21 protein-coding genes and 1 tRNA gene are annotated in these 19,792 nt (G+C 68.0%); 14 read left to right on the top strand and 8 right to left on the bottom strand.

The window, feature by feature from the left end:
* Positions 1–290: 290 nt before the first annotated feature.
* Entirely contained in the window at positions 291–1,964 is a 1,674-nt protein-coding gene (locus STARVERO_RS04845; protein WP_159598091.1) for an MFS transporter, read from the top strand.
* A gap of 140 nt (positions 1,965–2,104) precedes the next feature.
* Here STARVERO_RS04845 and STARVERO_RS04840 read toward each other — a convergent pair whose 3' ends face one another.
* The 3 genes from STARVERO_RS04840 to STARVERO_RS04830 all read right to left on the bottom strand — a co-directional run bounded on the left by STARVERO_RS04840 (position 2,105) and on the right by STARVERO_RS04830 (position 3,638).
* Positions 2,105–2,446, bottom strand: coding sequence for a RidA family protein (locus tag STARVERO_RS04840; RefSeq protein ID WP_159598090.1), 342 nt, complete (start codon positions 2,444–2,446; stop codon positions 2,105–2,107).
* A gap of 111 nt (positions 2,447–2,557) precedes the next feature.
* Complete coding sequence (locus STARVERO_RS04835) at positions 2,558–3,184, bottom strand: OmpA family protein (protein WP_159598089.1); 627 nt, start codon at positions 3,182–3,184, stop codon at positions 2,558–2,560.
* Positions 3,185–3,218: 34 nt separating this feature from the next.
* A complete protein-coding gene (locus STARVERO_RS04830; RefSeq protein ID WP_144342858.1) occupies positions 3,219–3,638 on the bottom strand; it encodes a hypothetical protein in 420 nt (139 codons plus the stop codon).
* 298 nt (positions 3,639–3,936) lie between these two features.
* Between STARVERO_RS04830 and STARVERO_RS04825 the strand changes: the two genes are divergently transcribed.
* Both STARVERO_RS04825 and STARVERO_RS04820 read left to right on the top strand, forming a co-directional pair.
* A tRNA-Thr gene (locus STARVERO_RS04825) sits at positions 3,937–4,011 on the top strand.
* Between the two features lie 197 nt (positions 4,012–4,208).
* Positions 4,209–5,111: a hypothetical protein gene (locus STARVERO_RS04820; RefSeq protein WP_159598088.1), complete on the top strand. Its 903-nt coding sequence runs from the start codon at positions 4,209–4,211 to the stop codon at positions 5,109–5,111.
* A gap of 79 nt (positions 5,112–5,190) precedes the next feature.
* Here the strand turns inward: STARVERO_RS04820 and STARVERO_RS04815 are convergent, their stop codons facing one another.
* Together STARVERO_RS04815 and STARVERO_RS04810 are read right to left on the bottom strand one after the other, a co-directional pair.
* Complete coding sequence (locus STARVERO_RS04815) at positions 5,191–5,916, bottom strand: sulfite oxidase-like oxidoreductase (protein WP_159598087.1); 726 nt, start codon at positions 5,914–5,916, stop codon at positions 5,191–5,193.
* 89 nt (positions 5,917–6,005) lie between these two features.
* Positions 6,006–6,737 (bottom strand): TerC family protein, encoded by a 732-nt coding sequence (locus STARVERO_RS04810; protein WP_144342862.1) that lies wholly within the window; start codon positions 6,735–6,737, stop codon positions 6,006–6,008.
* A 199-nt stretch (positions 6,738–6,936) separates the two neighbouring features.
* Here STARVERO_RS04810 and STARVERO_RS04805 point away from each other — a divergent pair, with 199 nt between their 5' ends.
* The 8 genes from STARVERO_RS04805 to STARVERO_RS04770 all read left to right on the top strand — a co-directional run bounded on the left by STARVERO_RS04805 (position 6,937) and on the right by STARVERO_RS04770 (position 14,655).
* Positions 6,937–8,052, top strand: coding sequence for a transglycosylase SLT domain-containing protein (locus STARVERO_RS04805; RefSeq protein ID WP_159598086.1), 1,116 nt, complete (start codon positions 6,937–6,939; stop codon positions 8,050–8,052).
* A 139-nt stretch (positions 8,053–8,191) separates the two neighbouring features.
* Complete coding sequence (locus tag STARVERO_RS04800) at positions 8,192–9,316, top strand: extracellular solute-binding protein (protein ID WP_244616585.1); 1,125 nt, start codon at positions 8,192–8,194, stop codon at positions 9,314–9,316.
* A gap of 174 nt (positions 9,317–9,490) precedes the next feature.
* The gene (locus tag STARVERO_RS04795) at positions 9,491–10,579 is read left to right on the top strand and encodes an ABC transporter ATP-binding protein (protein ID WP_159598085.1); all 1,089 of its coding nucleotides are present in this window, start codon (positions 9,491–9,493) and stop codon (positions 10,577–10,579) included.
* Positions 10,572–11,609, top strand: coding sequence for an ABC transporter permease (locus STARVERO_RS04790; protein WP_159598084.1), 1,038 nt, complete (start codon positions 10,572–10,574; stop codon positions 11,607–11,609). Before STARVERO_RS04795 ends, STARVERO_RS04790 begins: the two co-directional genes overlap by 8 nt.
* Positions 11,610–11,685: 76 nt before the next feature.
* Positions 11,686–12,483: an ABC transporter permease gene (locus STARVERO_RS04785; protein WP_144342866.1), complete on the top strand. Its 798-nt coding sequence runs from the start codon at positions 11,686–11,688 to the stop codon at positions 12,481–12,483.
* 122 nt (positions 12,484–12,605) lie between these two features.
* The gene (locus STARVERO_RS04780) at positions 12,606–13,199 is read left to right on the top strand and encodes an outer membrane beta-barrel protein (RefSeq protein ID WP_159598083.1); all 594 of its coding nucleotides are present in this window, start codon (positions 12,606–12,608) and stop codon (positions 13,197–13,199) included.
* Positions 13,200–13,311: 112 nt separating this feature from the next.
* A complete protein-coding gene (locus STARVERO_RS04775) occupies positions 13,312–14,304 on the top strand; it encodes an MBL fold metallo-hydrolase (protein ID WP_159598082.1) in 993 nt (330 codons plus the stop codon).
* A gap of 102 nt (positions 14,305–14,406) precedes the next feature.
* Positions 14,407–14,655: a DUF3297 family protein gene (locus STARVERO_RS04770; protein ID WP_159598081.1), complete on the top strand. Its 249-nt coding sequence runs from the start codon at positions 14,407–14,409 to the stop codon at positions 14,653–14,655.
* Between the two features lie 154 nt (positions 14,656–14,809).
* Here STARVERO_RS04770 and cutA read toward each other — a convergent pair whose 3' ends face one another.
* A complete protein-coding gene (gene cutA, locus STARVERO_RS04765) occupies positions 14,810–15,115 on the bottom strand; it encodes a divalent-cation tolerance protein CutA (protein WP_244616584.1) in 306 nt (101 codons plus the stop codon).
* Positions 15,116–15,177: 62 nt separating this feature from the next.
* Here cutA and STARVERO_RS04760 point away from each other — a divergent pair, with 62 nt between their 5' ends.
* Complete coding sequence (locus tag STARVERO_RS04760; protein ID WP_144342871.1) at positions 15,178–15,996, top strand: NAD kinase; 819 nt, start codon at positions 15,178–15,180, stop codon at positions 15,994–15,996.
* Between the two features lie 23 nt (positions 15,997–16,019).
* Here STARVERO_RS04760 and STARVERO_RS04755 read toward each other — a convergent pair whose 3' ends face one another.
* On the bottom strand, positions 16,020–17,141 hold the full coding sequence (locus STARVERO_RS04755) for a DUF2336 domain-containing protein (protein ID WP_159598079.1): 1,122 nt from the start codon (positions 17,139–17,141) through the stop codon (positions 16,020–16,022).
* Between the two features lie 109 nt (positions 17,142–17,250).
* Positions 17,251–18,396, bottom strand: coding sequence for a hypothetical protein (locus tag STARVERO_RS04750; RefSeq protein WP_244616582.1), 1,146 nt, complete (start codon positions 18,394–18,396; stop codon positions 17,251–17,253).
* A gap of 145 nt (positions 18,397–18,541) precedes the next feature.
* On the opposite strand from STARVERO_RS04750, the gene STARVERO_RS04745 reads away from it, so the two are divergent.
* Complete coding sequence (locus STARVERO_RS04745) at positions 18,542–19,129, top strand: nitroreductase family protein (RefSeq protein ID WP_159601592.1); 588 nt, start codon at positions 18,542–18,544, stop codon at positions 19,127–19,129.
* A gap of 4 nt (positions 19,130–19,133) precedes the next feature.
* Positions 19,134–19,733, top strand: coding sequence for a flavin reductase family protein (locus tag STARVERO_RS04740; protein ID WP_159598078.1), 600 nt, complete (start codon positions 19,134–19,136; stop codon positions 19,731–19,733).
* The last annotated feature ends 59 nt before the right edge of the window (positions 19,734–19,792 follow it).

Here is a 19,792-nt window from a genome sequence, read left to right as displayed (position 1 = left end):
TTACGACCAATTGCCAATCGTCAAACCCGGCCGCTTTCGTCAAGCTTTCCGATAAGGCAGTGCAGGAATCGAAGAATTCCGCGCGCCGCAACACCGGGGACTGGTGCCGCTCGTTTCTTTTGCGGCCCCTCCGGGAGGAAACAGCCCGAGCGGAAGGTGTTCCCGTAGGAACTCCCAAACTCGATCATGACAGCCGACGTCGCTCCTCTGCGGGCGCGTCCCTTTTGCACGCATGCCGGACGCCGCGCGTCTGGCCATCGGCGCGACTTACTTTGGGGAAGGGAACGACAATGAGTGTAACCACGGCAGCGCCCGCCAGAAAGGCGGCGCCGATGACCCGGGAAGAGAGGAAGGTGATCATCGCCTCCTCCGCCGGCACCGTCTTCGAATGGTACGACTTCTATCTCGCGGGCTCGCTGGCGGCCAACATCGCCGCCACCTTCGTGCCCGGTACCAACGACACGGCGAAGTTCATCTTCGTGCTGTTCGGCTTCGCCGCCGGCTTCGCGGTGCGCCCCTTCGGCGCCCTGGTGTTCGGCCGCCTCGGCGACCTCATCGGCCGCAAGTACACCTTCCTCGTCACCATGACGCTCATGGGCATCGCCACCTTCATGGTCGGCCTCCTGCCCAGCTATGAGAGCATCGGCTACGCCGCCCCGGTCATCTTCATCATCTGCCGCCTGCTGCAGGGCCTCGCGCTCGGCGGCGAATATGGCGGCGCGGCGACCTACGTCGCCGAGCACGCGCCCCATGGCCGCCGCGGCTTCTACACCTCGTGGATCCAGACGACCGCCACGGTCGGCCTGTTCCTGTCGCTGCTGGTGATCCTGTCGCTGCGCCTTTCCATGACCCCGGAAGACTTCAACGCCTGGGGCTGGCGCATTCCGTTCCTGCTGTCGATCATCCTGCTCGCCTTCTCGGTCTGGATCCGCCTCTCGCTCAACGAGTCGCCGGCCTTCCAGAAGATGAAGGAAGAGGGCCGCCGCTCGAAGGCGCCGCTCACCGAGGCCTTCGGCCGCTGGGAGAACGCCAAGATCGCGCTCATCGCCCTGCTCGGCGGCACCGCCGGCCAGGCCGTGGTGTGGTACTGCGGCCAGTTCTACGCGCTGTTCTTCCTGACACAGACGCTGAAGGTCGACGGCACAACCGCAAACCTGCTCATCGCCTTCAGCCTGCTGATCGGCACGCCGTTCTTCGTGTTCTTCGGCTGGCTGTCGGACAAGATCGGCCGCAAGCCGATCCTGCTCGCCGGCTGCCTCATCGCGGCGATGACCTACTTCCCGCTGTTCGAGAACATCGCCCGCATCGCCAATCCGAAGCTCATCGAGGCCACGGAAACGGTGAAGATCGACATCACCGCCGATCCCGCCACCTGCGGCACGCTGTTCGACCCGGTGGGCGTGCGCGTCTTCACCCGGCCGTGCGACGTCCTGCGCCGCACGCTGGCGACCAACTCGATGCACTACGAGCTGAAGCCCGGCGCGGAGGGTACGCCCCTCGTCGCCACGGTGAACGGCACCGAGGTCGTGATCCCCGACACCGACAAGACGGGCGCAAGCGTCGTCGCGGCGGCACAGGGAGCGGGCTACCCGAAGGCGGGTGATGCCAGCATCCTCAAGCAGCCCTCCGTCAGCGGCGTGCTGACCGATCCCCGCGCGCTCTCGGTCATCGGCCTGCTGTTCATCCTCGTCCTCTACGTGACGATGGTGTACGGCCCGATCGCCGCGCTGCTGGTCGAGCTGTTCCCGACCCGCATCCGCTACACCGGCATGTCGCTGCCCTACCACATCGGCAACGGCTGGTTCGGTGGCTTCCTGCCGCCCACCGCCTTCGCCATCGTGGCGGCCACGGGCAACATCTTCTCCGGCCTCTGGTACCCGATCATCATCGCCCTCATGACGGTGGTCATCGGCCTGATCTTCCTGCCGGAGACCAAGAACCGCGACATCGACAACTGGCACTGAGCCGGTTCCGGCTCCGCCCTCCCGGCGGAGCCCCTCAAAAGCAAAGGCCCCGTCGCGAGACGGGGCCTTTGTCATGTCCGGCGCCATGTGGTGGCGCTCAATGTGTGGCGCTCAGCCCGGCCAGCGGCCGGCGCGATCGCTCAGATCGCCGCGGTGACGACGATCTCGACCTTGTATTCGGGGGTCGCCAGCGCCGCCTCGACCGTCGCGCGGGCCGGCGTGTTGCCGGGCGAGACCCACTTGTCCCACACCGCGTTCATCTCGCCGAAGGTGCTCATGTCCGACAGATAGATGGTGGCCGTAAGGATCTTCGTCTTGTCGGTGCCGGCCTGCGCCAGCAGCGCGTCGATGTCGGCGAGCACCGCCTGCGTCTGCGCCGCCACGCTGTCGCCCTTGGCGACCTGGCCGGCGAGATAGACGACCGAGCCATGGACCACGGCCTGGCTCATGCGCGGGCCGACCTCAATTCTCTTGATGCTCATTGCTGACACTCTGGATTCGTCGGTGGAATGACGGCTGAAAAGGAAAGGCCGGCCGGCACCCTTGAGGCGCCGGCCGGCCTAGCTATCACAGGAGCGGCGCGAGTGTCGCGCTCACTGTGGGTTGGTCGGCACCGGCTTGGGCATCGCGCCGACCGTGCCGATGGTGAAGATCTGCACGCGCCGGTTGATGGGGTCCTGCGGCTTGGAGGGCACCTGCAGCGCCTCCTGGCCGAGCCCCACGGCCTCCAGCCGGTCCGGCGAGACGTCGAACACCGTCACCAGCGCCCGGACGATGGCGTCGGCGCGCTGCTGGCTGAGCTTGAGGTTGACGGCGCGGGTGCCGGTCGTGTCGGTGTTGCCGACCACGATGAAGCGGTAGTTCAGCAGGATCGGGTGATGCATCGCATCGGCGATGGCGCCGAGCGTGCCGTAGGATTCCGGCCGGATGATCGCGGAACCGAGCGCGAACTGGATCTGCACGGTGATCTGCGCCAGCTTGTCGAGACGCTTGGCGATCTCGGACTTGTCGAGCGTCAGCGGCAGGTTCTTGTCCACGGCGTTCTGCGCCATCTGGCGCAGGACCTGCGCGGTCAGCGACGGGTCGTCGTTCACGACGGCCGACAGGCCTTGCATGATCTGGCGGTCGCTGGTGGCGGTCTGCGCCTGGGCGACCGCGAACGGCGCCGAGAGCGCGGCGACGAGGGCGAGCCCTCCGACGAAACGGGTCATACGGGTCATGATCTGTCTCTTTCCCTGAGCGTTGCGTCGCGGCTCACTGCCAGCCGGCGTCGAGCAGCACCTGCTTGCAGGTCGGCGCCACCACCTTGGAGGCCGTCAGCAGGCAGTCGAGGAGGCGTGCGTCGCCCGGCTGCACGCCGGCGCAGAATTCGCGGATGCTGGGCTCGCAGATCCGGAAAGCATCGCGCTGGGCGGCCACGCGCTTGGCGATGGAGGCCAGAGCGTTCTGGTAGTCCGCACCGCACTGGTCCGGCACCTGGTTGCCTCGCTTCTGCAGGCACTGATAGAGATCGCCGCTGCCCAGATTGTCCTTGGCGCAGAAGCGCTCGATCGAGGGGCCGCAGCTCTTGGCGATCAGCGCGCCAGCCTCGGCGTAGCTCATGGTCTGGGCCGACGCAGCGCCGGTCATGACCGACAGCAGCAGCGCCGCCGATGCGAATGCAAATCGGAACATTCTCTCCGCCTCCATTGCAGGTGCACCGTCGACGACGCCGACGGCCCGGAAGGCGCACCACCATGGGGCACCTCCCCTGCGCTTCCTCTCGCAGAACCAAGTGCCTGACGCAACGTTGACTTGCCGCCACGCAGAGATATCCGCGTCATCCTGCGGTCATCCACGGCAGCACGCCCGTCAGCCAGCGTCGGGAAGGTCTGCAAAGACAAGCCGGCATAGTTGACGCTCGCCGTTGCTTGGGCGAAGACAGGCTTCAGGTGCTGCGGTCGGTCGAGAGGCTGGGCCGGGCACGGCGCGGGCCGGCTTAGCACAGCGGTAGTGCAGCGGTTTTGTAAACCGAAGGTCGGGGGTTCGATCCCCTCAGCCGGCACCATTCCCCCTCGCCTCGCGCGGCGGAACGACAGCGAGTCACCCCCGCTCGACCTGCCGTTGCCGACTTCGACTATCCATTACTGAATAGTTAACGTCACCACCCCGGTTTCGACATTATTTATTTTGCACAAACCGCTCAGATTCCTACGAATCAGCTATGTTGATTCAAATTTCTCAGGATCTGGTGGGGATCTTGTCATGCATCCAAAATGGCGTGCGCCCGCGTGCTATGTCGGCGTTGCTTTGCTTTGCGCCGTCTACCTCATTGTCGTGCCGGGTGTGAACCTCGTGGACGTCGCCGCCGGCGCCGGCATCGGGGCCGCCGTGATGTGGGCGATCAACGAGTGGGAAACCGGGAAGTGGAACGTGACGCTGTCCGTCCAGCCGGCCTTCGCGGCCGCTGCCGGGCAGCCTGTTCCCCAGTATGCCGGCATGGCCTTCCAGGGTGTTCCCACCCAGATGGTCCCGGTCATGCAGCCCGCCGGACAGGCCGTGCCCATGCAGCCCGTGCCGATGCAGTACGCTCCCGCGCAGGCAATGCCGCAGCAGGCCGCGCCGATGCAGCAGGCCGCGGCCGAAGTGCCCGTCCCCCCGGTCGCGGAAGTCACCGCCCTCCCCACGCTGGCCGAACCTGAGCCCCGCCATCGCGTGGATGCCGGTGCGCCCACGCCCTCCAAGATGGAGAAGTGGGAAATCGACGAGAAGGAGCCGAGCTGGGATCCGACCGCGCTTGCCGAGACCTGGGCGAAGCTGCGCGCCGAGCTGTCGATCAATCGCCCGTCGCGTCCGGCGGTCTCGCCCGACCTGCCGCGCAACGCCCAGTTCGCCCGCACGCCCGATCCGAAGACCCAGCGCCCGGCCGGCCCCACTTTCCTGCGCCAGCCGGCCCAGAAGGCCGCCCCGGCCAAGCCGCAGACGGCAACCGGCACCAGCAAGCCCGGCAATTACACGCTCGGCAGCTATAGCCAGAATGGCGGCTCGCTGCTGGCGACCTACGGAACCGCCGGCAATGGCACGGCACCGCGCAAGACGGCCGGAGCCACCGACCCGGCGCGCCAGCCGAATTCCTTCCTGCGCACCGGCGCCCTGCGCCCGCGCTGAGGCCCCCTCCCACAACGAGAAAAGGCCCGGACGGGAATGCCGTCCGGGCCTTTTTCTTTGCGCCGCTGCCGGCGATGCCTCATTCATCGGCGGAGTAGCGCTCCTCCAGCCACGGATCGGCGTGGTTGTGGTAGCCGTTCTCCTCCCAGAAGCCGCGCTTGTCGAAGCTGCGGAACTCGATCTTCTTGATCCACTTCGCGCTCTTCCAGAAATAGAGATGCGGCACCACCAGCCGCGCCGGGCCGCCATGCTCGATGGTGAGCGGCTTGCCTTCCCAGCTATGGACGATCAGCGCGTCCTCGGCGGCGAAGTCTTCCAGCGCGAGATTGGTGGTGTAGCCGTCATAGGAATGCAGCATGACGAAATGCGCGTCCTCGCGCGGCATCACCGCGTCGAGCAGGTCGCGCGTCGCCAGGCCCTCCCAGCGATTGTCGTAGCGTGACCAGGCGGTGACGCAGTGGATGTCGGTGGTTTCCTGCGTCTGCTTCTGGGCGCGGAAAGCCGTCCAGTCCCACGAGACCGGGTGTTCCACCGCGCCGGTGACGTCGAGACGCCAGCTCTCCAGGGGGATTCGCGGCTGCATGCCGAGATCGAGTACCGGCCAGTCGCGCACCAGATGTTGTCCGGGCGGCAGGCGATCGGATTCGGGGCGCGCCACGCGGCCGGTGAGGAACTTTCCCTCACGCGCCCAGCGCTGCTTGGTCAGGGTGAGCTTGGTCTGCGAAGGGGCGCTCGCGGGTTCGCCGGGACCGGCGCCGGGAATGTCGCCTTTCGGGGTGGCACGCGGGTCGGCGTCGTCGCTCATGACCGGGCTCCTGGGAGGTGGGGCCCCATCATAGCATCGACCGGCGGCGCGTCCTTGTCGGATGACACGCCGCCGGCCGGCTGGCTAGGTCAGCCCACGCTCCGCTTGCGCTGGAGCATGTTCAGTCCCTCGATCGCCGCCGAGAAGGCCATGGCGGCGTAGATGTAGCCCTTCGGCACATGGGCGCCGAAGCCTTCCGCGATCAGCGTCGTGCCGATGAGCAGCAGGAAGCCGAGCGCCAGCATCACGATCGACGGGTTGCGGTTGATGAAGTTGGCGAGCGGACCCGCCGCCAGCAGCATGGTGAGCACCGCGAAGACGACCGCGATCACCATGATCGGGATGTGCTCGGTCATGCCGACGGCGGTGATGATGCTGTCGACCGAGAACACCAGATCGAGGATCAGGATCTGCACGATCGCCGCGCCGAAGCCGATCTTGAGCGAGCCGCCCTCCATGGCATGCTGCTCTTCCGGCGGCGCCATGTTGTGGTGGATCTCCTTGGTCGCCTTCCACACCAGGAAGAGACCGCCGGCGATCAGGATGATGTCGCGCCAGGAAAAGGCCTGTCCGAACACCGTCAGCACCGGCTCGGTAAGCTGCACGATGAACGCCACCGTGCTGAGCAGCCCGAGGCGCATGATCAGCGCCAGCCCGATGCCGATGCGCCGCGCGCGCGGACGGATGTCCTCGGGCAGCTTGTTGGTCAGGATGGAGATGAAGAGCAGGTTGTCGATGCCGAGCACCACTTCCATGGCGATCAGCGTGACGAGCGCCGCCCAGGCCGCGGGGCTGGCGGCGAGTTCAATGAGATAATCCATGGGTCATTCTGCCGGATTAAGGAGCACGACGGAGACGAGCGGAATCGGGGCGTGCGCCGGAGCGGCACCCGATGACTGAACGACAATGGACTGCAAGACAGGGTCCTCTGGCCGGCACGGATGTCGGGAAGTGATCCGACATCACGCGAACGCCGGCTTGGCTCGCGTCAGAGGGGCCCGGATCGGGTAGAAGCAATTTATGGCAGTGTTCGGCGCATCGCAATGGGATCGGTCGAAGGAAGGGCGCGCGGGCGGAACCCCGGCGCACCGGCGCGCCTTCTCCGCGCTGGCGCTCCTGCTCGCCCTGTGCGTCCCCGCCACCTCCGAGCCCTCGCGCATTCCCGCCTCGCCTCCCGCCACCGGGGCGAACGGCGAGACGGTCGAGCAGGCGCTGTGCCGGATGATCGAGGGCGCCGCCAACCGCCACGACCTGCCGGTCGATTTCTTCACGCGGCTGATCTGGCGCGAGAGCAGCTTCCGCGGCGATGCGGTAAGTCCCAAGGGCGCGCAGGGCATCGCCCAGTTCATGCCCGGCACGGCCGCCGAGCGGGGGCTGGAGGACCCCTTCGACCCCGAGGCCGCCCTGCCCGCCTCCGCCGCGCTGCTTGCCGACCTGCGCACGCGCTTCGGCAATCTCGGCCTTGCGGCCGCCGCCTACAATGCCGGCCCGGCGCGCGTTGAGCGCTGGCTCGCCGGCCAGAGCGGGCTGCCGCTGGAGACGCAGGACTACCTGCTCTTCATCACCGGCCGGGCCGCCGAGGACTGGGCGGCGGAGCGCGCGGCGCAGATCGCCGCGGCCGCGCCGGACGCCTCCCAGCCCCCGGAGGCGCCGACAGCGTCCACGCCGAACGACGCGCCGTCTTCGACCGCGCCGGCTGCGCCCCCGGCGGCGGAAGCGCCGACCTCCCCGCCATCCGCTCCCCAGCAATCGGTTTCCCCGCCATCCACTGCCCCGCAGATCGCCGCCGCTCCGCCACCCGCGCCGAAGACCTATTGCCTCACCGTGACGGCCGCCCTGCGGCGCGGCGGCGGCGCGGTGGCGCAGGAGATCGCCACCGTCACCGCTCCGTGGGGCGTGCAGCTGTCCGGCAATTTCTCCAAGACCCGCGCCCTCAACAGCTACCAGCGGACGCACAAGCGCTTCGCCGCGCTGCTGGAGGGCACCCAGCCGATGATCATCGGCACGCGACTGCGCTCGCGCGGCTCGCGCGCCTTCTATCGGGTCCGCGTCGCCCAGCCTTCGCGCCAGGCGGCGACCGCCCTGTGCAGCCGGCTGCGCGCCGCCGGAGGCGCCTGCATCGTGCTGCCGAGCTGACATTTTGAACGAGTGCGACAAATCTGTTGTCGCTGGACGACACAGGCTTCCTCGCCCCGCATGCGCGTGTCATCGTCCGTTCATGGCCCGGAACTAGAGCGAACGCCGTTTCGCCCTCCGGGGGCTATGGGAGGTACTGATGACCCGCTTTTCCCGTCGCGACCTCATGAAGGCCGGCGCCTTCGCGCTTGCCGCGCCGGCCGTGCTGCGCGCCCATGACGCGCTGGCCAGCTCCGGCTCGCTGAATGTCTATGCCTGGGGCGACTATTTCGACAAGAACACCCTTCTCGCCGACTTCACCAACGCCAGCGGCGTGAAGGTGAACCTGTCGACCTACGGCTCCAACGAGGAGTGCGAGAACAAGCTGCGCGCCGCCGGCGGCAAGGGCTTCGACATCATCTTCCCGTCCGTCGACACCGGCCCGAACTACTACAAGGACAACCTGCTCCAGCCGATCGACGAGGCCAAATTCAAGGCGGCGCAGATCATCCCGTCGATCTACCGCAACTCGCTGAAGCTCGGCGCGGCCCATCGCGGCAAGCGCTATCTCGTGCCCTTCGACTGGGGCACCGAGGGCATCACCTGGGATTCGACCAAGTTCGACAAGAAGTCGGGCGAGATCTCCTATGGCGACATGTGGCTGGCGGCCAATCCCAAGCAGACCGCCATCCGCCAGAAGTCGGTATTCAACGGCGTGGCGCTGTATCTCGACGCCACCGGCGAGCTGCCGTCCGACCGTGGTCTCGACCTCTACAAGTCCGAGGCGGATTCCCGCCGCGTCTTCGAGGGCGTGCTGAAGTACATCGTCGCCCACAAGGGTAATATCGGCGCCTTCTGGAACAACGCGACCGAGGCCACCGCCGCCTTCACCGATGCCGGCTGCACCATCGGCCAGACCTGGGATACGACCGGCATCCTGCTCCACCGCAACACCGACAAGAAGTGGCGCTTCGGCATGCCGAAGGAAGGCGGCCTCGCCTGGACCGACACGCTCGCCATCCCCTCGGGAGCGGAGAATGTCGAGCAGGCCTACGCCTTCGCGAACTTCCTGTACCAGCCGGAAGTCGGCGCCCGCTTCTCCAACACCACCGGCTATAACAGCTGCGCCGTGGGCGCCGAGAACTTCCTCTCCGAGGAAGCCCGCGCGGCCTTCCAGGCGGCCTATCCGGCGGGCACCATCGACAACCTGTTCTGGTGGCCGATGCAGACCGACTTCTACGCCAAGCTGCGCGGCGAGTACGTCGAGAAGCTCACCAACAGCTGAGCGGACCGCGCGACAGACCGCTGTCGCAGCGTCGATGAGCGTCATCCCCGGGCCTCCCCGGGGATGACGGCTTCCCTTCATGAGCCCACGACATGAAGGGCCGGGTGCGTGCCCGGCACCTCCCCCAGCAGCCCCGCCGCCACTTGCGTCGCCCCGAGATCGAAAGCATCGCCCATGCGCGGCAAGGACGTCCGTCTCGACAAGGTTTCCATCCGCTTCGGCGATTCCATCGCCGTCCAGCCGACCGACCTCGCCATCCACGCCGGCGAGTTCTTCTCCATCCTCGGGCCGTCCGGCTGCGGCAAGACCACGCTTCTGCGCACCATCTCCGGCTTCATCCAGCCGACCGAAGGGCGGGTGCTGATCGGCGGCGAGGACATGGCCGGCAAGGGGCCGAACGAGCGTCCCACCGCCCTCATCTTCCAGAATCTCGCCCTCTTCCCGCTCATGAGCGTGGCCGAGAACGTCGCTTTCGGGCTGGAGGCGCGCGGCGTCCCCAGGGCCGAGCGGCAGCGCCGGGCCCGCGAGCTGCTGGAACTCGTCGCGCTCGAAGGTTTCGGCGACAAGAAGCCGGCTGATCTTTCCGGCGGCCAGCGCCAGCGCGTCGCCATTGCCCGCGCGCTCGCCGTCGAGCCTTCCGTCCTGCTGCTGGACGAGCCGCTCTCGGCGCTCGACCTCAAGCTGCGCCAGCATATGCGCACCGAGCTGCGCGCCATCCAGAGGCGCGTCGGCATCACCTTCATCTACATCACCCACGACCAGGGCGAGGCGCTCGCCATGTCCGACCGCGTGGCGGTGATGAGCCGCGGCCGGCTGGAGCAGGTGGCGGATGCCGACACCCTCTACGCCGATCCCGCCACCCCTTTCGTCGCCAGCTTCGTCGGCGAGCAGAACGTGCTGCACGGCACCGTCGCCGGCCTCACGGACGACATCGTGCAGGCCGACACGCCGGTCGGGCGCCTCAGCGGCCGGGTGAAGGGTCCGCTCGCCGTGGGCGAGGCCGCGCTGGTTCTTGTGCGCCCCGAGCGGATCGCGCTCGGCGTGGGAGGCGCGCCGGCCGGCGAGAACGTGATCGCCGCCCGCCTCGCCTCGCGCAGCCTCGAAGGCGCCTCAGTGCACCTCGTCTGCGCCGCCGCCGGCCAGAACCTCACCGTCACCGTTCCGAACGGCCCCAATGTCCGCGAGCTGCCGGAAGAGCTGAGCCTTTCCTTCGGCACGCGCGACGCCCTCGTTTTCCCGGTCGGAGCGCTCGCCCATGGGTAGCCTCGCCCGCGCCTATGGCCGGCCGCTCGCCACTCTCATCGCCGGCATCACGCTGCTGTGGATCCTCGTGCTGATCCTCGTGCCCCTCGGCGCCATGGTCGAGCAGTCGCTGTGGTGGCGGGACTCCAAGGGCGATGTCTCGCTCGCCATCGACCGGCTCTACAACGACATCTCCCTGATCGAGCTCGACCGCAACGCCGAGACCGACCCGGCGAAGCAGGCCGCCTTCGACAAGGCGCTCGCCGAGAAGCAGGCGGAGATCGCGACGCTCGAGGCCGAGGAGAAGAACCCGCCGAAGACCTACGGCTTCGCCAACTTCACGCGGATGAGCGCCCTGCACTTCTACATCTTCGTGCGCACCATCTTCTACGCGCTGCTGGTGACGGCCCTGGCGCTGGTGGTCTGCTATCCCGTCGCCTATGTGGTGGCGCTCGCCAGCGGGCCGCACAAGGCGGTGATCCTGATGGTGGCGCTGATCGTGCCCTATGCGATCAATGAATTGCTGCGCGTCTATGCCTGGCTGATGATCCTCGACTATCGCGGCGTCATCAACGGCATCCTCGGCTGGTTCGGCGTCGTCGACCTCGACAATCGCGGCTGGATTCCATTCCTCGAAAACCCGTCCGCCGTGTTCCTGGCGATGATCTACACCTATGTGCTCTTCATGGTGTTCCCGATGGTGAACACGCTGGAGACGCTCGACCGCAACCAGATCGAGGCCGCGCGCGACCTCGGCGCCTCGACCGCCCGGATCCACCGGCGGGTCATCATCCCGCACGCCAAGCCGGGCATCGCGGTCGGCTGCATCATGACTTTCATGCTGTCGGCCGGCTCCTATTCGGTGCCGGCGATCATGACGCGCGGCCAGGGCGGCGACTGGTTCAGCCAGCTCGTCTACCGGCAGTTCTACGAGAGCAACAACTGGAACATGGGCTCGGCCTATGCCGTGTCGCTGCTCGTCGTGTGCACCGCCTTCATCCTCATCATGATGCGCCTGTTCGGCGTCGGCCTGAGGGACATCGCAAAATGACGGCGATCCCGCTACCCTCCAGCCTCATCCAGCCCGTATACCGTCAGCCGAATGTCGGCATTGCCGGAGCCTGCCCATGAGCACCGCCACCGAGAGCGCGGGCGCACGGCTGGTGCTGAACATCTATATCGGCCTGTTCGTCCTCTATCTCTTCCTGCCGCTGGCGGTGATGTCGGCCGCCGCCTTCAACTCCTACGACTACCCGTCTGTCACCCAGTGGCGCGGCTTCACGCTGCACTGGTTCGTGGCGCTGGCCAACGACCAGCGCCTGCTGCAGGGCCTCGTCAACTCGGTGCTGGTGGCGCTCGGCGTCATCGCGGTGTCGATCCCCGCCGGCCTGTCGGGCGCGTTGATCCTCACCCGGCTCGGCCAGCGCTCCGGCACCTTCCTCTATTCGGTGCTGGTCTCGCCGGTGCTGACGCCGGGCATCATCCTCGGCATTTCCAGCCTCATCTTCTGGCGCGAATTCGGCGTGCCGGGCGGGCTGTTCGTCGCCGTCATGGCGCAGTCGAGCTTCATCGCCTCCTACGCGATGCTGCTCTTCCTCGCCCGTCTCCAGCGCCAGGACCGCACGCTGGAGGAAGCGGCGCTCGACCTCGGCGCGAGCCACACGATGGTGTTCCGCCGCATCACCCTGCCCTTCCTGGCCCCGACCTGCTTCACCGCCGCCGTCGTCGCCTTCCTGCAATCCTTCGAGAACTACAATACGACCGTCTTCGCCATCGGCGGGGAATGGACACTGGTCACCGAGATCGCCTCGCGGCTGCGCTTCGGCCTGTCGCCGGTGATCAACGTCGTCGGCGTCATCTTCGTCGTGCTTACCCTCGTCGCCGCCACCGGCTATGTTTTGCTGAAGGGCAAGCCGAAGCGCTGACGCGGGTTTCGGCCGTGCTTCGAGGAAACGCGGGACCCGACGCCGACGCTAGGCATGACAGAAACCGACCGCGTGTCGTGGAGCAGCAGGCGCTCCACTCCGGCGGCGGGAAGTGGGGGACGATGCGCTACTGCCTGATCATGCTCACCGGCATCGCCGCGCTCGCGGCGGCGACGGCCCCGGCCGCGGCCGGCAGCACTAGCATCGGCGGCGCCTTCACCACCGAGCGGGGCCCGGAGGATTTCGGCGCCACCACCGGCTCGGACTGGCAGCTCGACGTCGCCCATACCTTCGACAACAAGGTCACGCTGTCCGGCTCGGCCAAGTATTACGACACGGCCGGCACCAGCGACTGGAAGGCCAACCTCCAGTTCAGCATCGGCTACACCTACGACATCGGCAAGCTGTCGCTGACGGGCACGGTCGGCATCGGCCAGCACTTCATCCAGTCGGACGGTTCAACGGACTTCCCCTATTATTACCTGATGCTCGCCGGCTCCACGCCGATCGACGAGAAATGGACGTGGAACATCTTCCGCCTGCGCTACCGCAACGCCTTCGACACCTCGAACGACTACGACACTCCCGAGATCGCCACCGGCGTGAGCTACAGCTTCGACCCGCACAACAGCATGTCGGTGATGATCGAGCGCGACTGGTCGAACGGGAACCCGAGCTACACCGGCATCGAGATCGGCTACCGCTACCGGTTCTGAGCGTTCTCACGCCAACGTGACTCCCGGCGGCGTGACCGGCGGGAAGCAGGCTCCTAGCCTTCCGCCCGCGAGATTCTCCCGTCACGGAGCCTGTCCCATGGAAAACCCGCCCATGCCCCGCCTGTCCCGCCGCGGCCTCATGCTCGGCGCCGGCGCGCTGCCCGCCGCAGCCGCCCTCACGGGCACGGCGCTTGTCGGTGCCACGCCCGCCGAGGCGCTGACGGCGACCGGCCAGCAGGTGCCGGGCCTCTACCGCTACAAGGTCGGCGCCATCGAGGTCACGGCCGTGAACGACGGCGTGCGCAGCTTCCCGCTGGCCGACGGCTTCGTGCGCAACGCCTCGCGCGATCAGGTCAACGCCGCGCTGGAAGCCGCCTTCCAGCCGAAGGACCAGATGTCGATCCAGTTCAATCCGCTGCTCATCAACAATAGCGGCAAGCTGACCCTGATCGACACCGGCAACGGCCCGCAGCCCGGCACGTCCACGGTCGGCAAGCTCGGCACCAACCTCGCCTGGGCGGGGGTGAAGCCGGCGGACGTCAACACCGTCGTCATCTCCCATTTCCACGGCGATCACATCAACGGCCTGCGCGCCGAGGATGGCGGCCTCGCCTTCCCCAATGCGGAGATCCTCGTGCCGGAAGCCGAATGGGCCTTCTGGATGGACGAGGGCGAGATGAGCCGCGCGCCGGAAGGGCTCAAGGCGAACTTCGAGAACGTGCGCCGCGTGTTCAAGGACATCGACAGCAAGGTGACCCGCTACGGCTGGGACAAGGAGATCGCGCCCGGCCTCACCTCGGTCGACGCCTCCGGCCACACGCCGGGCCACACCGCCTTCGTGCTCGCTTCCGGCAACGGCAAGCTGTTCATCCAGTCGGACGTCACCAACACGCCGATCCTCTTCGCCCCGAATCCGGACTGGCAGGTGCAGTTCGACATGGACGGCGACAAGGCGGCGCAGACCCGGCGGCGCATCTACGACATGCTCGCCGCCGAGCGCCTCCAGCTCACCGGCTACCACTATCCCTTCCCCGCCACCGGCTTCATCCGCAAGGACGGCAACGGCTACGCGGCGGTGCCGGCGATCTGGAGCCCGGTGCTCTGAGGACGGGCGCTTCCCGCGCCGGGTGAACCTGGGCGCTTGGCAGGGAGCGGCGGCGCGGCTATGTCTCGCCGCCGATTTTCCATCGCCAGCCCGAGGACGGCCATGACCGACACCACCCTTCCCGACCGCCTGTCGAGCGACCCGAGCAGCCCCTATTACAACGCCGAGCTGCTCGAGCGCGGCATCGGCATCCGCTTCAAGGGCGCCGAGAAGACCAATGTCGAGGAATATTGCGTCAGCGAAGGCTGGATCCGCGTCTCGGTCGGCAAGGCCAAGGACCGCGCCGGCAACCCGATGACGGTGAAGCTGAAGGGTCCGGTTGAGCCTTATCTGCGCGGCGCCGAGGGCTGATGTCCCTTGTGTCCCGGACGCCTGAAGCGGAGTGCGTTCGTGTCGCTGGCCGGCGTCGCTCATTCTACGGCAGCGCCCGTCGATCCACCCACGTCATGGCCGGGCCGAGCCCGGGCATGACGGCAACCTTCATGCAAATCGTCCTGCCCGTCCCTCATTCCTCCGTCTCGTCGGCGATCCAGTCGAGATAATCGGCGTCGCCGCCGATGACGGGGAGGAACAGTACGGCCGGCGTCTCGTAGGGATGGCGGGCGCGCACCGCCTGCGCCACCGCCTCGGCAAGGTCGACGCGGGTCTTGAGGAGCATCACCACCTCGTTCGCGCGCTCGATCTCGCCCTGCCAGCGATAGATCGACACCATCCCGGGCAGTATATTGACGCAGGCGGCCAGCCCGTCGGCCACGATGGCATGGCCGGCAGCTTCCGCCTCGACGCTGCCGGGCCACGTCGTATAGATCATGACTGTGCTATAGCCGCCTTCGGGCATCGCCTTCCCCCCAACCACGCATCGGGCCGTCCAGCATGAACGAAGTCGCCCGCCCCGCCGGTCAGAGCAGCGTGGAAGCCGACTCCGCGCCAGCATATGGCCGAATCGCCTTTGTCGCGAGCGAGGCGCCCGACGCGGTGCAGGCGCAGGCCCGCCTCGTCGCGCGCTACGGCAACATCGCGGCGGAAGAGGCGGAGGTCGTCGTGGCGCTGGGCGGCGACGGTTTCATGCTCCAGACGCTCCATCGCTTCCGCGACAGCGGCAAGCCGATCTACGGCATGAACCGCGGCTCGGTCGGCTTCCTGATGAACAGCTTCCGCGAGGAGGACCTGCCCGCGCGCCTCGCCGCCTCGCAGCGCGTGGTCATCCACCCGCTGATGATGGAAGCGACCGATGTGAACGGAAGGCAGCACCGCGCCTGGGCGATCAACGAGGTGTCGCTCATCCGGCAGTCCTATCAGGCCGCCAAGCTGCGCATCGCCATCGACGGCAAGGTGCGGATGGAGGAGCTGATCTGCGACGGCGTCCTCGTCGCCACCCCGGCCGGCTCGACCGCCTACAATCTCTCGGCGCAGGGTCCGATCCTGCCCATCGGCACGCCGCTGCTCGCGGTCACGCCCATCTCCGCCTTCCGGCCCCGCCGCTGGCGCGGCGCGCTGGTGCCGGAGAGCGCGCGGGTCGACATCGCCGTGCTGGAATTCGAGAAGCGGCCGGTGAACGCCACCGCCGACCATTTTCAGGTGCTGAACGTGGTGGCGGTGCGGGCGAAGCTGGACCGGAACTCGTCCATGACCATGCTGGTCGACCGCGATCATTCCATCGAGGAACGCATCCTCGCGGAACAGTTCGGCTGATCGCGCGGGGCCGACGCGCGGCGTCAGGCCGCGAGGGCGTCCTGCGCGCGCGCCTCGAGCTGCCAGCGGCGGAGCAGGCCCACGACCCGGTTATCCTCGGGCCCCTCGCCAAGCGCGTCATATTCCGCCAGCACGCGGTCGATGATCCGCTGCTTCAGGCCCGGCGTCTCGTCGAGTTCGTCGAGATAGGCCTCCGCCTGCAGCACCTTCAGCGCGGTACGGAAAGCAATCCGTGCGCCGGCCGGCAGGCCGATGCGGTCATAGAGCAGGTCGAACGCCTCGCCCGAGCGGTCGGCCGAAAGCGCCGCGACATGATCGACGGGAATTCCCGCGCTCACCGACACCGCCTCGAGGAACAGCCGCACCTGCCCGCAGAGCAGCGAGCGCAGCACCAGCGCCGAGGTCAGTTCGCCACGTTCCTGCAGCGACTCGACCAGCGCCCGCACATCCTCGCTCTGCCGGCGTGCGGCTTCCGTCACGGTCACCTGATCGCAGGCCTCGCGCGTCACGCGGGCCGCCTCGCCGGGCGCCAGCCACTGGCGTTCCTCGACGAAGGCCGAAAGCGTGCCGGCGACGGCCCGGATCAGCGCGTGATGCGCGGCGGCCGGCAGATCAGGGTGGGCGAGCAGCGCCTCGCGCAGTTCCGGCACGTCGCCGAAGCGGGCGACGATGTGGCCCAGCGCGAAGCCGGGCACGTCGGCCGTCGCGTTGCCGGCAAGTGCGAGGCATGCGTCGAAGCTGCCGACCTCCGCGATCACCGCCGCGATGGGCGCGGGCAGGTCCGCGCGGCGGGCGATCGCCGCCTGACGGGCGGGCGTGCCGGAGGTGCAGAAGCCGATGAGCTCGCGCATGTTCAGAACGGGGGACTGGGCCAGCACCACCTCGCCCGCCTCGCCGGGAAGCCCCGCGAGCTGGAGAACCAGATCGGCCGGCACCAGCGGGTGATGGCTCAGCGCGGCGGCAAGCTCGAGCTGCACCAGCGGCGAGGGATCGGCGGCGATCTCCGGCAGGGCCGCATCCATCTCGGCACGGTCGTCGGCACCGAGATCGGGCATGACATAGGCTCGCGCCAGCGCGGCCACTGCCTTGGCGCGGGCGTCCTCTGGCGCCGTACGCGCCCATTCGAGAAACTGACGCACGATCATGGCCGACTCCCGGCTGCATCCGATGGATGGCCGATGATGGGTGTCGCCCGATTAAGAAAACGTTGACCATGATCGCCGGGAGTGTCGGATCGACGCTTCCGACCCCGGCTCAGTCGCCGCTGCCTTCCTGAACATCGAGGCTCGGCGCCGTCACCTGCTCGCCGAGCAGCACCTCGACCGGACCATCCTTGCCCGCCTCGACGGTGAATTCCTTGGTGTAGGTCTTCCCGTCATAGCGGGCGACCGCCGTGTACTCGCCCTCGGCGAGCACGAAGACCGGCAGGGTGTTGATCGATTCCTTGATGCTGTCGCCGCCCGGCGTCAGCACCGACCATTGCGTGTCGGCCAGAGCCTCGCCGCCGGCGATCTTCACCAGCCGCAGGGAAACCTCGCCGGCGCGGTGGTGCAGCGTCGTGTCCGTCACCTTGCCCGGGGCCACGGCGACATCCGCTTGAATCACCGCGTTGCCCTCGCCATAGGTGGAAACGACGTAATAGTCGCCGGCGGGAAGGATGATCAGGTCGCCGGAATTGGCGCCGCGGAAATAGGGCCGGCTGGAAGCGCGCCCCTGCAGGAAGCTGCCCTCGAAAATATCGTAGGTCACCTTCTGCGCCGGGATCGGCTTGTCGTTCACGTCGCTGTGCAGGGTCACGCCACCGGCGGGAAGAACGAGCTGCTCGCGCCGCGATTCCTCGCCCACCACGATGCGCCGCGCCACGCTGGCGAGGCCGTAGGCGACGTGCACGACGTAGCCGCCGGGCGAGAGGAAGAATACCGGCGCCGGATCGGCCGCCTCGGCCACCAGCGGATAGGCGCCGGAGGCTTCCGGCCGGTCGGCGAAGACGCGCCAGACCAGCCCGCGCGGGATCAGCGGCTCCTTGTCGCCGAAGCGCGCGCTCATGCCGATGGCGACCTTGCCGGCCGGCGGCTGCGGCAGGATCGTGTGCGGATCGGCCGCCGCGCTCTCCTGCCCGCCCGAAGGCAGCCGCGCCGCCGGGCCGGCGCTGCCCGAGGGCTTGCCCGCCGGGGGCGGAGAACCGACGAAAGGCATGGCCTGCGACGGCAGCGCCTGCGCATGGGGTATGGAGCCGCCGAGCTGGTCGAGGGGCGTGCGCGTCTGGGCCTGCGCCGGCAGGCTCGCCAGAAGCGCGCCGATCGCGACGGCGGAGAACCGCAGCGCCCGGACAGCGCCATGCCCCGCCCGATCGCGACGGACGGGGACAGGGAAGACCGGATGGCGGCTCGCGTGTGACATGGGGGCCGTTGGTGCCCCCAAACGGCGGCAAATTCAAGTCGCTGAAACGCGCCCCGCCCGGCCGCGCGATCACACCTCCGCGTCTTGGTGGCCGGCGGCCTGCCATGCTACGCGCAAGGGAACGACGAGGATTGCCATGAACGACATGTCCAACGCAAAGACCGCCTCCAGGATCGACGCGCTGACCCTGCTGAAGACGCGCAAGAGCCCGAAGATCTTCGACCTCGCCTCCCCCGGCCCGTCGCCGGCCGAGCTGGCCGAGATGCTCGCCATCGCTTCCCGCGTGCCCGATCACGGCAAGCTCGCCCCCTGGCGCTTCGTCGTCTTCGAGGGCGAGGCGCGGGAGCGGGCCGGCGAGGCCATCGCCGCCGTCTTCGCGCAGGACCACCCGGAAGCCGACGCCGACCGCGTCGCCATCGAGCGCACGCGCCTTTCGCGCGCCCCGCTGGTGGTCGGCGTGGTCTCCCGGGCCGGCCCGCATGTGAAGATCCCGGAATGGGAGCAGACCCTGTCGGGCGCCGCCGCCTGCACGCTGCTGGTGCTGGCCGCCCACGCCCTCGGCTATGCCGCCACCTGGCTCACCGAATGGTACGCCTACGATCCGCGCACGCGCGCCGCGCTGGGCCTTGCCGAGAACGAGCGCTTCATCGGCCTCGTCCATATCGGCACGCTCGGCCGCCCGCAGGAAGACCGCCCCCGCCCGGCGCTCTCCGACATCGTGACGAGGTTCTGACGCGATGTTCTACGAGCCCGCGCGGCGCAACCATGGCCTGCCGCACAATCCGCTGAAGGCCATCGTCGCGCCGCGTCCCATCGGCTGGATCTCCACCCTGTCGCAAGACGGGGTGGCGAATCTCGCGCCCTATTCCTTCTTCAACATGGTGAGCGAGCAGCCGGACATTCTCATGTTCTCCAGCGCCGGCCTGAAGGACACGGTACGCAACGTGATGGCGACGGGCGCCTTCGTCTGCAACCTCGCCACCATCGAACTGATCGAGGCGGTGAACCTCACCTCGAAGGCCATTCCGCCGGACGAGAGCGAATTCGATCTCGCCGGGCTCGAACAGGCCCCCTCGCGCCTGGTCAAGCCGCCGCGTGTCGCCGCCAGCCCCTGCGCGCTCGAATGCGTCTGGATCGAGACGCTCGACGTGAAGGACCGCCACGGCGCCTCCTCCGGCCGGCACGTCACCTTCGGCGAGATCGTCGGCGTCCACATCGACGATGCCTTCATCGAGAACGGGCTGGTGCGCACCGACAGGCTGCACGCGCTCGCCCGCGACGGCTATTTCGACTATTCGTGGGTCGACGAGGTCCGCTCCCTCCCCCGTCCCGGCTGAACGTCCGCTCACGCGCTCGGCAAGAACTTGTTCACCATAATCGCATTAATATGTGCGAA

The organism is Starkeya nomas, from assembly GCF_902703545.1.
In the GTDB taxonomy this organism is placed as follows: Bacteria; Pseudomonadota; Alphaproteobacteria; order Rhizobiales; family Xanthobacteraceae; genus Ancylobacter; species Ancylobacter moscoviensis.
The sequence above is the reverse complement of the archived record's forward strand: the minus strand, read 5'-3'. Positions and strand labels throughout refer to the sequence as shown.

Bases quoted from the DNA above. Each gene is read 5' to 3' on its own strand.
- STARVERO_RS04845 (WP_159598091.1), top strand. From the start codon at position 291: ATGAGTGTAACCACGGCAGCGCCCGCCAGAAAGGCGGCGCCGATGACC.
- STARVERO_RS04840 (WP_159598090.1), bottom strand. From the start codon at position 2,446: ATGAGCATCAAGAGAATTGAGGTCGGCCCGCGCATGAGCCAGGCCGTG.
- STARVERO_RS04835 (WP_159598089.1), bottom strand. From the start codon at position 3,184: ATGACCCGTATGACCCGTTTCGTCGGAGGGCTCGCCCTCGTCGCCGCG.
- STARVERO_RS04830 (WP_144342858.1), bottom strand. From the start codon at position 3,638: ATGTTCCGATTTGCATTCGCATCGGCGGCGCTGCTGCTGTCGGTCATG.
- STARVERO_RS04820 (WP_159598088.1), top strand. From the start codon at position 4,209: ATGCATCCAAAATGGCGTGCGCCCGCGTGCTATGTCGGCGTTGCTTTG.
- STARVERO_RS04815 (WP_159598087.1), bottom strand. From the start codon at position 5,916: ATGAGCGACGACGCCGACCCGCGTGCCACCCCGAAAGGCGACATTCCC.
- STARVERO_RS04810 (WP_144342862.1), bottom strand. From the start codon at position 6,737: ATGGATTATCTCATTGAACTCGCCGCCAGCCCCGCGGCCTGGGCGGCG.
- STARVERO_RS04805 (WP_159598086.1), top strand. From the start codon at position 6,937: ATGGCAGTGTTCGGCGCATCGCAATGGGATCGGTCGAAGGAAGGGCGC.
- STARVERO_RS04800 (WP_244616585.1), top strand. From the start codon at position 8,192: ATGACCCGCTTTTCCCGTCGCGACCTCATGAAGGCCGGCGCCTTCGCG.
- STARVERO_RS04795 (WP_159598085.1), top strand. From the start codon at position 9,491: ATGCGCGGCAAGGACGTCCGTCTCGACAAGGTTTCCATCCGCTTCGGC.
- STARVERO_RS04790 (WP_159598084.1), top strand. From the start codon at position 10,572: ATGGGTAGCCTCGCCCGCGCCTATGGCCGGCCGCTCGCCACTCTCATC.
- STARVERO_RS04785 (WP_144342866.1), top strand. From the start codon at position 11,686: ATGAGCACCGCCACCGAGAGCGCGGGCGCACGGCTGGTGCTGAACATC.
- STARVERO_RS04780 (WP_159598083.1), top strand. From the start codon at position 12,606: ATGCGCTACTGCCTGATCATGCTCACCGGCATCGCCGCGCTCGCGGCG.
- STARVERO_RS04775 (WP_159598082.1), top strand. From the start codon at position 13,312: ATGCCCCGCCTGTCCCGCCGCGGCCTCATGCTCGGCGCCGGCGCGCTG.
- STARVERO_RS04770 (WP_159598081.1), top strand. From the start codon at position 14,407: ATGACCGACACCACCCTTCCCGACCGCCTGTCGAGCGACCCGAGCAGC.
- cutA (WP_244616584.1), bottom strand. From the start codon at position 15,115: ATGATCTATACGACGTGGCCCGGCAGCGTCGAGGCGGAAGCTGCCGGC.
- STARVERO_RS04760 (WP_144342871.1), top strand. From the start codon at position 15,178: ATGAACGAAGTCGCCCGCCCCGCCGGTCAGAGCAGCGTGGAAGCCGAC.
- STARVERO_RS04755 (WP_159598079.1), bottom strand. From the start codon at position 17,141: ATGATCGTGCGTCAGTTTCTCGAATGGGCGCGTACGGCGCCAGAGGAC.
- STARVERO_RS04750 (WP_244616582.1), bottom strand. From the start codon at position 18,396: ATGTCACACGCGAGCCGCCATCCGGTCTTCCCTGTCCCCGTCCGTCGC.
- STARVERO_RS04745 (WP_159601592.1), top strand. From the start codon at position 18,542: ATGTCCAACGCAAAGACCGCCTCCAGGATCGACGCGCTGACCCTGCTG.
- STARVERO_RS04740 (WP_159598078.1), top strand. From the start codon at position 19,134: ATGTTCTACGAGCCCGCGCGGCGCAACCATGGCCTGCCGCACAATCCG.